The organism is Haloferula sp. BvORR071 (assembly GCF_000739615.1).
Lineage (GTDB): Bacteria > Verrucomicrobiota > Verrucomicrobiia > Verrucomicrobiales > Akkermansiaceae > Haloferula.
In genome coordinates this window covers 251607-264508 of record NZ_BATP01000039.1, presented here as the reverse complement: position 1 = coordinate 264508, position 12902 = coordinate 251607, and the positions used below count along the sequence as shown (strand labels likewise).

The 12902-nt window shown below is 62.8% G+C and carries 10 protein-coding genes; 8 read left to right on the top strand and 2 right to left on the bottom strand.

Annotated elements, in window-relative coordinates; genetic code table 11:
* Positions 1-4: 4 nt before the first annotated feature.
* From BV071_RS21900 to BV071_RS21880, 5 genes are all read left to right on the top strand, one after another.
* Positions 5-1744 carry an ATP-binding cassette domain-containing protein gene (locus tag BV071_RS21900; protein WP_035611790.1) on the top strand — a complete coding sequence of 580 codons (1740 nt, stop codon included), beginning with the start codon at positions 5-7 and terminating at the stop codon, positions 1742-1744.
* On the top strand, positions 1741-2904 hold the full coding sequence (locus tag BV071_RS21895; protein ID WP_052573719.1) for an ABC transporter permease: 1164 nt from the start codon (positions 1741-1743) through the stop codon (positions 2902-2904). Before BV071_RS21900 ends, BV071_RS21895 begins: the two co-directional genes overlap by 4 nt.
* A gap of 3 nt (positions 2905-2907) precedes the next feature.
* Entirely contained in the window at positions 2908-4020 is a 1113-nt protein-coding gene (locus BV071_RS21890; RefSeq protein WP_035611788.1) for an ABC transporter permease, read from the top strand.
* Positions 4021-4125: 105 nt separating this feature from the next.
* Complete coding sequence (locus BV071_RS21885) at positions 4126-5226, top strand: hypothetical protein (RefSeq protein WP_035611786.1); 1101 nt, start codon at positions 4126-4128, stop codon at positions 5224-5226.
* 20 nt (positions 5227-5246) lie between these two features.
* The gene (locus BV071_RS21880; protein WP_035611784.1) at positions 5247-6371 is read left to right on the top strand and encodes a hypothetical protein; all 1125 of its coding nucleotides are present in this window, start codon (positions 5247-5249) and stop codon (positions 6369-6371) included.
* A gap of 39 nt (positions 6372-6410) precedes the next feature.
* Here BV071_RS21880 and BV071_RS21875 read toward each other — a convergent pair whose 3' ends face one another.
* Entirely contained in the window at positions 6411-7346 is a 936-nt protein-coding gene (locus BV071_RS21875; protein WP_035611782.1) for a helix-turn-helix domain-containing protein, read from the bottom strand.
* Positions 7347-7498: 152 nt separating this feature from the next.
* Here BV071_RS21875 and BV071_RS21870 point away from each other — a divergent pair, with 152 nt between their 5' ends.
* On the top strand, positions 7499-8515 hold the full coding sequence (locus BV071_RS21870; protein ID WP_035611780.1) for a nuclear transport factor 2 family protein: 1017 nt from the start codon (positions 7499-7501) through the stop codon (positions 8513-8515).
* 22 nt (positions 8516-8537) lie between these two features.
* Positions 8538-10832, top strand: a complete 2295-nt coding sequence (locus BV071_RS33440; protein WP_052573718.1) for a hypothetical protein — start codon at positions 8538-8540, stop codon at positions 10830-10832.
* A 78-nt stretch (positions 10833-10910) separates the two neighbouring features.
* On the opposite strand, the gene BV071_RS21855 is transcribed toward BV071_RS33440, so the two are convergent.
* On the bottom strand, positions 10911-11501 hold the full coding sequence (locus BV071_RS21855; protein ID WP_035611775.1) for a YSC84-related protein: 591 nt from the start codon (positions 11499-11501) through the stop codon (positions 10911-10913).
* A 177-nt stretch (positions 11502-11678) separates the two neighbouring features.
* Between BV071_RS21855 and BV071_RS21850 the strand changes: the two genes are divergently transcribed.
* Positions 11679-12884: a hypothetical protein gene (locus BV071_RS21850; RefSeq protein WP_035611773.1), complete on the top strand. Its 1206-nt coding sequence runs from the start codon at positions 11679-11681 to the stop codon at positions 12882-12884.
* Positions 12885-12902: the final 18 nt, after the last annotated feature.

Genomic DNA, 12902 nt, shown 5'->3' with positions numbered 1-12902 from the left:
GCCGATGCCGGACGCAGCAACAGGCGAGGTGGTGATCCGCTTCGAGGGGGTGACCAAGACCTTCAAGGGCATGGAGTCGCCGGCGCTCGAATCGGTGACGGGTGAGATGCGTACCGGTGTGATCACCGGCCTCGTGGGTCCGGACGGCGCGGGCAAGACCACGCTGCTGCGCTTGATCGCGGGACTGATGGAGCCGGATTCCGGGAAGATCGAAACGCTGGGTTACGATCCGATCGTGAATGCGGGCGCGATCCGCGGCGAGGTCGGCTACATGCCGCAGAAGTTCGGCCTCTACGAGGACCTCACGGTCATGGAAAACCTCACGCTGCAGGCGGACCTCCGGCACGTGACCGGCAAGGAGCGCGAGGAGTCCTTTGAGCGGCTGCTGACCTTCACGGACTTGAAGCGTTTTACCGGGCGCTTCGCGGGTAAGCTCTCGGGCGGCATGAAGCAGAAGCTCGGGCTGGCCTGCGCGCTCCTCGGCAAGCCGAAGCTGCTGCTGCTCGATGAGCCGGGCGTCGGCGTGGATCCGATCTCGCGGCGCGAGCTCTGGGGCATGGTCGAGGACTTGGTGAACCAAGGCATCGGCGTGGTGTGGAGCACGGCCTATCTGGATGAGGCGGAGCTGTGCGGAACCACGGTGGTGCTGAACGAGGGCAAGCTGCTCTTCACCGGCACGCCCCGGGAAATCGCGGAGCCTCTGGTCGGGCGCTGCCTCCAATTGCGGGAGCCCGGTGAGAAGAAACGCCGTTTGCTGACGAAAGCGCTCTCCCGGCCCGAAGTCAGCGATGGCACCATCCAAGGGCATAGCTTGCGGCTGACATTCCGGAAGGGCTGTGAACGCTTCGATCCGAAGGAGATCGGCGCGGCAGACGGCGCGGAGTGGGTGGAGGTCAAGCCGCGCTTCGAGGACGCTTTCATCGATCTGTTAGGCGGCGGCCCCTCAGGCGAGTCGGTCCTGGCGGCGCACACGCACCAGATCGATCAGGACGGCGCGACGGTGATCGAGGCGACGCACCTGACAAAGCAGTTCGGCGACTTCAAGGCCACCGACGACGTCACCTTCCAGGTCACACGCGGAGAGATCTACGGCCTGCTCGGCCCAAATGGCGCCGGTAAATCGACGACCTTCAAGATGATGTGTGGCCTGCTCGTGCCCACCGGCGGCACGGCCAAGGTCGTAGGCTTGGACCTGCGCCACAGTGGCAGCCAAGCGCGGCAGAAGCTTGGCTACATGGCGCAGAAATTCTCGCTCTACGGAAACCTGAGCGTGATGGAGAATCTCGAATTCTTCTCCGGCATCTATGGTCTCACAGGCAAGCGGCAGCGCGAGAAGACCACGGAGATGGCGGAGATCTTCCACCTCAAGCCCTTCCTCAATGCGAAGACGGATTCGCTCTCGCTCGGCTACAAGCAGCGCCTCGCGCTGGCTTGCTCGGTGATGCACGAGCCGGACATTCTCTTCCTGGACGAGCCGACCTCGGGAGTGGACCCGGTGACGCGGCGCGAGTTTTGGACTCACATCAATGGCTTGGTGGAGCGCGGCGTGACTGTAATGGTGACCACCCACTTCATGGACGAAGCGGAGTATTGCGACCGCATCGGCCTGGTCTTCCGCGGGCAACTGATTGCGAATGGCACACCGGATGAACTGAAGGAAAGTGTCGCCACGCAGGAAAATCCGGATCCCACGATGGAAGATGCCTTCATTGAATTGGTGACCGGCAAGGAGGAACCCAAGTGAAAGGCGAACACCGGACTTCGAATGAACGGGCTTCGGTCGGCTTCTCGCTGCGCAGATTGAAGGCGCTGTGCTGGAAGGAGACCCTGCAGATCTTCCGCGATCCGAGCAGCAACCTGATCGCCTTCGTGCTGCCGCTGGTGCTGATCTTTGTCTTCGGCTACGGCATCAATCTGGACACTCCGGTCTTGCGGATCGGTCTTTTGAATGAAGCCAGCGGGACCGAGGCGGATGGCTTTGCCAAGGCCTTGCAGGGCACACCCTCGATGGAGATCCGGCATTACGAGGACCGGAAGTCGCTGGAGACGGACATCACGCACTCTCAGATCCGTGGCTTCGTGATCATTCCGGAGGATTTTTCGAGACTGATGAAGCAGCAGTCGGACACGGCTCCGCTGCAAGTGGTGGCCGACGGTTCGGAGCCGAACACCGCCCAGTTCGTGGGTGCCTACATCAACGGCGTGTGGCAGACTTGGATGATGCAGCGGGCGCAAGACCGCGGCGAGGAGTTGAAACGCGAGTTCAGCTTGGAGGCGCGCTACTGGTACAATCCCTCCGCCAATAGCCGGAACTTCCTGATCCCGGGATCGATCACCGTGATCATGACGGTGATCGGTGCGCTGCTCACCTCGCTGGTGGTGGCGCGCGAGTGGGAGCGCGGCACGATGGAGGCGCTGCTGGCCTCACCGATCACCCGCACGGAGTTCCTGCTGAGCAAGATCATCCCCTACTACATCCTGGGCATGGTCTCGCTGGCGATGTGCGTGGCGGCGGCACGCTTTATCATGGGCGTGCCCTTCCGCGGCGGACCTCCCGCGCTCTTTGTCACCGGCAGCTTCTTTTTACTGAGTGTGTTGGGCATCGGCTTGGCGATCTCGACCGCGACCAAGAATCAATTCAACGCGGCGCAGGCGGCGCTGAATGCCGCCTTCCTGCCGGCCATGATGCTCTCGGGCTTCATCTACGAGATTTCCAGCATGCCGGCCTTTCTGCGTGGCGTCACCCACCTGATCCCCGCGCGCTACTTCGTCTCCTCCATCCAGACGATCTTCCAGGTCGGCAGCCCCTGGAAGGTGCTGATGCCGGACATCCTCTTCCTGATGGGCTCTGCCGCATTCTTCCTGGGCCTGACCGCGAGGCTGACCAAACGCCGCATGGAATAACACATGAACTTCTTCCACCGCATCCGCGCCTTGGTCGTCAAGGAACTCCAATCGGTAGTCGGCAGTCCCTCCAGCCGGACCCTGCTGATCATGCCGGTGATCCTGCAGACCCTGCTTTTTCCAAATGCCGCCACCTTGGAGGTGAAGAATGCCTCGATCGCCATCTACAATCGCGACACTGGTGAGACGGCAAACGAGCTGGTCCAGCGTTTCGCCCAGTGCGATGCCTTCACCGAAGTAATCCCGATCCACTCGCAGGCGGCGCTGGACGATTCAATCGAATCGCAACAAGCCATGCTCGCGGTGAGCATCCCGGAGGATTTCTCCCGCCAAGTGGCCAATGGCGAAACCGGCGCGGTGCAGGTTCTGCTCGACGGACGGCGCTCAAACGGCGCGCAGATCGCGATGAGCTATTTGCAGCAGATCACCGAGAATTTCATGAAGGAGCGTGCCGCGGAGAAAGGCCACGCAATGCCTTCAGAGACTATCACGCGCTACTGGTTCAACCCGAACCTCGACTTCAAGAACTTCCTCCTGCCGAACCTGGTTGCGATCATCACCACCATCGGCGCGCTCATTCTAACGGCCCTGTCAGTGGCACGCGAGCGCGAGCAAGGCACCTTCGACCAGTTGCTGGTCTCGCCCCTGACTCCGGAGATGGTGATGATCGGCAAGGGGGTGCCTGCGATGCTGGTAGCCTTCTTCCAAGCGACGCTGATCCTCTGCGCCGCGGTCTTCATCTACCACGTCCCCTTCCGCGGCAGCCTCTTCCTGCTCTACAGCGGGATGTTCTTCTACTCGCTCTCGCTGGTGGGCGTGGGACTGCTGATCTCATCGGTTTGCAATACCCAGCAGCAGGCCTTCCTCGGCGCCTTCTCCTTCATGATGCCGGCGATGATGCTCTCGGGCTTCGCCTCGCCGGTGGAGAACATGCCGAAGTGGCTGCAGAACCTCACCTGGCCGAATCCGGTCCGGCACTTCGTGGAAATCGTGAAGGAGGTCTTCCTGAAAGACGCCTCCGCGGAGCGGGTGTTTCACCTGATCCTGCCACTGGCCCTGATCAGCGCCTGCACCATCGGCTGCGCCTCGATCATGTTCCGGAAGAAGACGGCGTAGCGGACCCGAATTCTCCGGCGCGATCGCCCGATCGCCATTTTATTTCATTCGGGTGTCACCAAGTTTTCATCGGCGGCGGATCACATCTGTCAGGCCGGACTCCCGATGAAAGCCCTCACCTTCTCCTGCCATTTCCCGCTGGGGAAGCTTGTCACGCTCTTCCTCGCTCTCTTCGTCGCGCCTCCCGTGCTCGCGGCGGAGACCCTGCGCTACGCGGTGGTGTCTTGCGATAATCTCGCCCTGCTCCGCGACGATCTCAGCGATGCCCCGGCCGACTTCTTCGTCGCAGGCCAGAAGCCCGTCGCCAGCGATGGATCTCCACGCAAAGTCCACTTTGTCGGCACCGTTTCCTTGGAAGGCAAACCACAGGTCGAACTCGGCGGGCGCCTGTTTGCTCCGGATCTCGGGGTGAGTGAGCGAGCCCCCTATGTCCACCTCACCGTCAAGAAGCTCACAGGGATATCCCCGCCAGCCTTCACCGTGAATGTCGACCTGATGCTGATGCACCAGCGCTACTCCAGCAAGGCCGGTGCCCGCTACACCGGCAGCTCCCGGGTTCCCGCACGGGCCAACGCCTGGCAGGAAGTGATCAGCTGGAGCGACGGATTCCACTCGATCTGGCAATACTACACGCCCGCGGAAGCCCAGACTCCGACCGAACCTAACACGGACGACAAGATGGTGCCCATCTATCGTCTCGATGTCAGGCTGGGCCAGCTTTCGGATGAAGCACTGGACAAGCTGCCGCGCTACGATCCGGAACACCGCCGCTTGATTGCCGAGTTGGGAAGGTGGCGGGAGAGCTTCTCCACCCACGTGAGTCCCGATGTTCCCTTTCAATTCGCGAACTCCTTCTTCGACCTGAAGAAAATCGCCTCCGACGAGGGCCACGAGATGAGCGGCCTCAACCGGATCACCGGCAGCATCGAGGAGGATCCCTCCCACTTCATCCTGAAGCTGCAATACCAGCCGCCCGCGCCCAGAAAGCAGGATCTCCAGGTCAGGACACTGGGTATCGAGATGGGAACAGACGGATGGTTCTACCAACGGATCGAGAATCCGCCGCGGGCTGAGAATTTCGTGGAAGGCACCTGGTGCGACACCACTTGGGGGGAGAAGTCCCTTGGCGTCCACTGCATGAACGTCGCCGCCTATCGCCTCACCAAGGTGAGCCCTGCACCCGAAGGCAATCCCCCACGGCCCTGATTGGACTCAAGCATGCACCCATGAGACCGACCCTCCACCTTCTCGCCTTCGCGCTTCTCCTCGTCTTGTTTCTCGTCCCCTCCCGAGGCCAGGCCCAGGACACGCTCTGCTACGTCCTGATGACCGTCCCGAAGCTGGAGGCTCCCATCGTCCGCTACGAGATGGCCACCGCGCCGGCCAAATACTTTGCGGACGGAGAGGACTTCTTCACCAGTACCCGCGGTGTGCGTCGCCTCATCTATCTCGGCAAGGCGACCATGAGCGGCAAGGAGCAGGTCGACCTGAAGGGCTACTTGCCACCATCTTTGAGCTACCGTGGTCCTTGGGAAAGGTACGACACCAACATTTCCATCACCACCGCGAGATTGGGCGAGGGCAGCGAGACCACCCTGAGCGTGGATGCCAAGATCCTTCTCCAAGGCAACCAGGTCATCGACCCTCAGCCGGGAATGGCCCATTTCATTCACTATGCCGCCACCAGCCAAGTGCCTCTGCGCCCGAATGCCTGGCAGGAAGTCGCTTATTGGTCGGTGGATCATTACTGCCAGATGCTCTGGCTCTATGCCTTCACGAAAGGCGCTCCGAAAGCAGCGCCCCTCATCGGCAAGGCCCAAGTCGATCCGGAGCTCCCGCCGCTCTATCGGCTTGAAGTGATCATCGGTAGGCTTCCCGAGGATAGCTTTGCCCTCCTTCCTTCAGCGGATGCTGCGAGACGGGCGATACTCGCGGAGTCCAGTGCGGTCCACGCTAACAAATGGACTGCCTTCTCCGTGCACTGCCTGCCCGGGCAACCCTTCGCCAGCCGCACTGCGCTCGGCCTCACCACCAAACGGAAGAAGGACACGGATTACGAAGCCTCCTGCAGCACCACCTTGTCCGGCAGCCTGCAGAGCAAACTCGGCAGCGTCGCCCTCCAGTCCGAATTCCGGACCGCAGCCCCGAAGAAGGAAGACCGGATCACCATCTCCCTCGCCGCCAACCTCGTTCCCGGCGAGTGGCACATCCAGCAGATCGCAGAGCAGCCCGTCATCTACGAATCCGGGCACACGCCCCGCCGCCAATACCAGATGATCGACGGCCAGGAACGGCAGACACCCGTCCGGGCAAATGCCGCGTTCTACCGCGTCGTAGAGGTGACGCGCTGATAGACCTACCCTTCAGCGTCGTCTTCATAAGCTCGATGTCTATTCGTTGCAGAGAGTCTGTGAAGGCAGCTCCCCGAAGAGCGTGACGTAGTCCCGCGAGAAATGCCCGAGATGGTTGAACCCATGCTCGATCGCGATCTGCTTCACCGACTCGCTGCCACGGCGTGCGCCGCGCAGGCGGCTACGGACGCGGTTGAGCCGCAGTTCACGGACAAAGCGGTTGGGCCCCACACCGGTCTGACGTAGGAAACTTGTCTGCAAGGTCCGGGGACAAACATCCGCATGTTGGCAGAGCTCGCGCAGACTCCACGCACGGCCGGGATGTTTCTCCATCAAGGCCAGCGCCGCCGCGACATGGCAGGCCTCGGGGCTGGAGTGAGCAGGCGGACGTGAACCGACCTCAGGCATTGTGAGCAGGACCGCGAGCGTGCGGATCAGCGAGCCGGCGAGGACCCGGCAAGAGTTCTCGCCCTCGACCGTCGCAGTCGTGGCCTCTGAGACTATCGCGCGCAACAAGCGGCGCAGCGGGGCGAGGTATTCCGGAGAGATTCCCAGCACGGCGGTATGCGGCAGGCACTTGGCCAGGCTATCCCCGCTCAATTCCTGGATCGCTTGATCGAGAATGGCAGCCTCGATCATCACCGTGTCCGCTGCGTGATCGGCTGGAGTTTGCCAAAAGGCCGGATCACCCGGCACGATGTAACACAGGGCGCCATTGCCCAGCGTTCGACCGCGAAAGCACGCGCCGCCGTCCGCCATGGCTAGCGCCCGCCAGCCATCCGGCACCTTCGCGTGAATGCGCAGCGCCGGGGAGAAATTGCCGAGGCAGATCCGCAAACCGGGTAGCAGGGCAATGTCACAGACACCGCGGAATTCACCCGGCTCGATCTGGATGCAGTGCATTTCCCATCCGGACCTGGCGGCAAGTTCCGCAAGGCGTCCGCACTCATCGGTCTGGAAGTGAAGCGACTCCATGACTCGCGCTGATACAGGCCCGATCGCATAAACGGATTTGCGCATTTCGGATAGCACAATCGCTAGCCGATACCGACACTTCGATCTAACTCCTTATCCTGCCTCACAAGCCGGATACTCCAATCCCCCTTCACCATCAACTGACCCTGATCATGAGAACACGATCGCTCGCGCGACGGCTCCAGCCACTCGCACTACTTCTCCTTCTCCCCTTCTCCCAGCCCTCCTTCGCCCAGGAAAAGACCCCGGCCAAGGATGCCGGGGCGGCGGCCGCCGCGGCCGACGATGGCCCGTCCGACACCGAGGTCGAATCCCTTGCCAAGTCGGCCGAGCGCTTTGTTGAAAGTTATAACAAGAAGGATGCCGCCGGCGTGGCCGCGCTCTTCCTGCCAAACGCCGAAATGATGACGCGGGATGGCGAGACCGTCCGCGGCCGAGCGGCGATCGAGGCGCGCTACAAGGACCTCTTTGAGGATGACGACGTTCCGCAGGTGGCCTTGGAGGCCTCGTCAGTGCGGCTGGTTGCCCCGGGCGTGGCGATCGAAGACGGCGTGCTCCACTTCACCTATCCGGACGCGAGCGAGCCGGTGAAATCGATCAGCTACTCCGCCACCCAGATCAAGCAGGCGGACGGCGGCTGGCTGATCGCCAGCACGCGCGACCAATTGGAGGTCACGCCGCCCTCGGAGCATCTCAAGCCTCTCGGCGGTCTGACCGGCGATTGGTCCTTTGAGAGCGACGACCTGCGCATGGCACTGTCGATGGATCTCGACGCCAGCGGGAACTTCCTGATCGGCGAAGCGGTGACCACCGACGGCGATGGCGACGTCCAGACCACCAGCATCCGCATCGGCTGGAATCCTGCCTGCTCCTCCATCTTCTGGTGGACCTTCGATAGTGAGGGCGGGAATGCCTCCGGCCAATGGACGCGGGTGGGCAACGAGTGGCTGATCCGCAGCAGCGGCGTGACTGCGGACGCTGAGACCAATTCCGCCACGCAGCGGATGAGCTTCGATGGCGAGGACACCATCGTCTGGAAATCCACAGACCGGGTGATGGCCGGAGAGGCCCAGCCCGACATCGAATTGAAATTCGTGCGCCGCGCGCCGGATCCAGAAAACGGCCCCGTAGCCGCCAAGCCGGAGGCGGAAAGCCCTGAAAAACAATGATCACCTCAACTTCTCCAAGATCATGAAAAACTTCGTACCTGTGATCGTCCCGATCCTGATGTGCTCGATGCTCACCGTCGAACTGGAGGCCCGCGGCGGTGCCGGGGGCGGAGGAGGCGGTGGTGGTGGCCACGGCCTCGGCCATGCCGGCGGCGGTGGCGGAGGTGGTGGTGCCCCCCGCGGCGGTGGGGGAGGAGGAGGAGGAGGTGGCGGTGGCGGCGCTGCCCGCCAAGCGAACCGCAGCCCGATGACCGGCTCCAAGATGAATCGCCCTCAACAGCAACCTCAAGCCCGCCCGGCACCACGACCCGGCGGCGGTGGTGCGGGCGTGCAACGCCCGGGTGGCGGAGGAGGAGGTGGTGGTGGCGGCGGCGCAGCCGTGCGGCCTGGTGCCGGCGGCGGTGGCGTCCAACGTCCCGGCGGCGGTGGCAACAATGTCCGCCCCGGTGGTGGCGGTGGCGGCACTCAACTTCCCGGGGCCGGTGGCAACAACCGCCCGGGAGGCGGCGGCGACAATCGTCCTGGTGGAGGGGGCAATCGCCCCGGAGGTGGCGGCGACAATCGGCCCGGTGGAGGTGGTGGCAACAACATCCTGCCCGGGGGCGGCGGCAACAACCGTCCCGGCGGAGGCGGAGACAATCGTCCCGGAGGTGGCGGCGACAACCGGCCTGGCGGGGGCGGCGGTAACAACATCCTGCCCGGTGGCGGCGGGAATAACCGGCCTGGCGGAGGTGGCGGTAACAACCGTCCGGGGGGCGGCGGTAACAACAACTTCCTTCCCGGTGCCGGTGGCGGCGGAAACGTCCGGCCCATGCCCTTGCCCGACCGGCCCAATACCAGACCGGGCAACGTCAACTACCCGCGTCCCGGCCAGCGGCCGAATTGGAACAGTGGCAACAACAGCGGGAACAATAACAACATCATCCGGCCCGGCGGCGGCAACACGAACATCAACAACCGCCCGGTGATCAACCGGCCGACGGTCAACATCGACAACCGCCACGTCAACAAGGGCAACTGGGGCAACAACTGGGGTAATTGGGGCAACTGGAACCGGCCGGGCCGTGGCAACGTGAACATCGCCGGCAACAACAACAACGTCACGATCAACAACAACTTCCAGAAGAACGTCAACTGGGGCTACAAGCCGAACTACTGGGGCAACCGTCCCTGGTGGAACGCCAACAACTGCCACGGCTGGCACCATGGGAGCTGGAACTACGGTTGGAACAGCGGTTGGTACGGCCACAACAACTACTACCGCCCGCACCCTTACCCGGGCTACGTGGTGGTGGACGACCACCACGACTTCGGCGAGGGCATGGCTTGGGGGCTCGCGGCCTGGGGCCTCGGCAGCCTGATCTACAACACCGGCTACCAGAGCTACCAGAACCCCTACCCCGCCCCGCCGGTCCAGAGTGGCAACACGACGGTCATCAACTATACCGAGCCGCTCTCCGTATCCGCGGGCAAGATGCCGCCGGGCGATGAGGTGGCTGAGCAAAGCGCCGAGGAAAAATCCTCCGTTGCGCTGGATGCGTCGCGGGACGCCTTCAAGCAGGGCGACTACCTGAGCGCCATGAAGTCGGTGGACCAATCCATCGCCGCGATGCCGGGCGACACTGCGATCCACGAGTACCGCGCGCTGATTCTCTTTGCGCTCGGCAAGTATGGTGAAGCCGCCGGCGTGCTCAATCCGGTACTGGCTTCCGGTCCGGGCTGGGACTGGACCACGATGACCGGCCTTTACTCCTCGCAGAGCGTCTACACCGACCAACTGCGGAAACTGGAGGATTACTCGCGCTCCAAGCCCGACGATGCCGCCTCGCACTTCCTGCTCGGATACCACTATCTGGTGTGTGCCCACTTGGATCAGGCCTACGGGGAATTCGATCAGACCGTGAAGTTGCAGCCGGCCGACCGGGTCGCCGCGCAGCTCCGCGACCTGTGCAAGTCCTCGATCTCCCCGGATACCGGCGATACCAGCGCCCCGGTACCGGCGGTGGAGAAAGAAGCGCCAGCCCCGGTTCCAGCGGAGAAACTGCCCGGCACCTGGGTGAATGACCGTGGTGCCGATGGAAAGGTGACGCTGACCCTAGGCGAAGACGGGAAGTTTAGTTGGGTCTTCAACAAGGGCGATCAGAAGAGCGATCTGATCGGCACATTCAGCATCGATGAGAAGGGCCTGCTGGTCTTGGCATCCGATGACTCGCAGATGGTCGGTGAGATCAAGCTGCCGGAGGACAAGAAGCTGAACTTCGTGCTCGCGGGCGGTCCGCAAGGAGATCCGGGGCTGACCTTCGACAAGACGCTCTGAGGCATCCATCAAAGGAGACGGGCTCCCCTGCGGGAGCCCGTCTTATTTCCAATCGTAAAAGGAAACGTGAATATCAGCTCAGGGGCCGGGGTGGATCCTGGTGATCTTGGTACCCTTCAGGCCGAGGCCGCCCATCAGGCCCTTCTGGTCGAAGATGAAGGCGTAGGTTCCCTTGGAAATGTTCTTGGTGGTAAGTTCGGAGGCCACGCCTTTATCCACGACGACGAGGCTCGGGCTGCTGCCAACCGACCATCCCGCTGCTTGATCGAGATTGGCCACCTCCTGCTTGTTCATGAGGAAGAGAGCATAGCCAAACTTCTGGACGCCCGCCTGCAGGCCCCAGGAAGCACCGGCCGTCTGATAGTAGCCGCGGGTTCCGCCATCCGAGCCGAAGAGCGCGCCATTGCCGCCTTCAGCACCGACGACGAAGCCGCCCTTCATGACATGCGGGAAGACGAGGATGCCGGAGGCATGTTTGCCCAAGTGGCGGGCGGAAGGATTGCTCGCATAAAGATCCCTGAGGGCGGCACGGGAGTCCGCGGAGATCTGCTTGCGGCTGGAGTTCGCAGCGTTTGCCTGCGTGACGGGTTCATGTGCGCACTGGCTCAGCAGCGCCCCGGACAGGGCGAGGAGAGCGAAGCGGCCGATGAGGTGGAGTAGTGTTTTCATAGCAACCCCTGACCCTAGAATCGCAATGACCGAAAAGCAAGATGAGGAGTTTTGTAACAACCCGCCAAGCCCTGCAGCCCGCATGGATGGCGGCTCCGCGGGCCCGGCCATTGAACTAAAGTGGTATCTGCCGCTTCCTTAATTCTTGCTACACGATTCCCGTTTCTTCGATTTGGCATGTCCGCGAACCTTCCGATAACATCAGAGAGCGACCTTGGACCCGAAAGCGAAGCCTTGCGCTTCACACTGGTGGAGGGAGATGCATGGACCCGGGCGCAACGTGCCGTGCGGCTCTATCCGCGCAGTGGCAAGGACGGCATTGCACGGCGCACGATCGTCTTCACCCTGCTGGCCTGGCTACCGCTGATGCTCTGGGCGCTGGTGAACAAGCGCGCCTTCGCGGACACGACAAGCGAGCCCCTGATGCGGCATTTGGAAATCCATGTGCGCTTCCTGATCGCGCTGCCGGTGCTGATCTACGGCGAGCGGGTGGCGAAATCGGTAATGAAGCGCCTGTTGCCGCGCTTCATCTCCTCCGGTGTGGTGCCGAGGGAAAAGGTGCCGGCCTTCCGCGAGGTGATCGCCGGCGTCGAGCGCCTACGGGACTCGACCTTGCCGTGGGTGACGATCGGGACGGTGATCCTGGCCAGCATGCTGATCCCGGAGGCAAGCCAGCGCCTGCGTGAACTCGACTGGGCGCGGGAGGGCAATGGCCTGGGCATCGGCGGCTGGTGGTATCTCTGTGTCTCGCGCCCCCTGCTGCAGATCTTCCTGCTTTCTTGGATGTGGCGGATCATCCTGATCACCATCTTTTTCCGGCGGGTCGTGAAGCTCGGGCTGGAGCCGGTGCCGAGCCATCCTGATGGCTTGGGCGGGCTGGGCTTCCTCGAGTTGCTGCCGCGGGCCTTCGTGCCGCTGGTGTTTGCGATGTCCTGCGTGCAGGCGGCCTACGCTGCCCATGATGTGAAGTGGCATGGCACCCGCATCGCCAGCCTGCAATTGCAGGCTGGGATCTTCGGGGTCGTTGCCCTGGCGCTCTGCCTGGTGCCGCTGACGGTTTTCATTCCGCTGCTGAAAAGAGCGCGCCGCAAGGGGCTGGCGGATTACAGCGACTTCACCTGCCACCAGGAGCGGCAGATCCACCGGCGCTGGATCGAAACCAAGAATCCTGCCATAGCTCCGGCGGGCGGGACTCCCGAGCCAAGTGCCGCGGCGCCTTCCACCGCTCTCTACAATGCCGTGAAGGCCATGCGGATCATCCCATGTTCGCGCCGGACGCTCATGGAAGTCGCGGCTCTGGTCGCACTTCCCATCCTCGCGGTCGCGGCCCTTGAGATCCCGGTCGGCGAACTGCTCGGCAAGGTCCTGAAAACGGTTTTCTAAATCATCCTCATGTCCCAC

Excerpts from the sequence above, each read along its gene's own strand:
- BV071_RS21850 (WP_035611773.1), top strand. The coding sequence starts at position 11,679 with ATGTCCGCGAACCTTCCGATAACATCAGAGAGCGACCTTGGACCCGAA.
- BV071_RS33440 (WP_052573718.1), top strand. The coding sequence starts at position 8,538 with ATGAAAAACTTCGTACCTGTGATCGTCCCGATCCTGATGTGCTCGATG.
- BV071_RS21855 (WP_035611775.1), bottom strand. The coding sequence starts at position 11,501 with ATGAAAACACTACTCCACCTCATCGGCCGCTTCGCTCTCCTCGCCCTG.
- BV071_RS21880 (WP_035611784.1), top strand. The coding sequence starts at position 5,247 with ATGAGACCGACCCTCCACCTTCTCGCCTTCGCGCTTCTCCTCGTCTTG.
- BV071_RS21885 (WP_035611786.1), top strand. The coding sequence starts at position 4,126 with ATGAAAGCCCTCACCTTCTCCTGCCATTTCCCGCTGGGGAAGCTTGTC.
- BV071_RS21890 (WP_035611788.1), top strand. The coding sequence starts at position 2,908 with ATGAACTTCTTCCACCGCATCCGCGCCTTGGTCGTCAAGGAACTCCAA.
- BV071_RS21875 (WP_035611782.1), bottom strand. The coding sequence starts at position 7,346 with ATGGAGTCGCTTCACTTCCAGACCGATGAGTGCGGACGCCTTGCGGAA.
- BV071_RS21900 (WP_035611790.1), top strand. The coding sequence starts at position 5 with ATGCCGGACGCAGCAACAGGCGAGGTGGTGATCCGCTTCGAGGGGGTG.
- BV071_RS21870 (WP_035611780.1), top strand. The coding sequence starts at position 7,499 with ATGAGAACACGATCGCTCGCGCGACGGCTCCAGCCACTCGCACTACTT.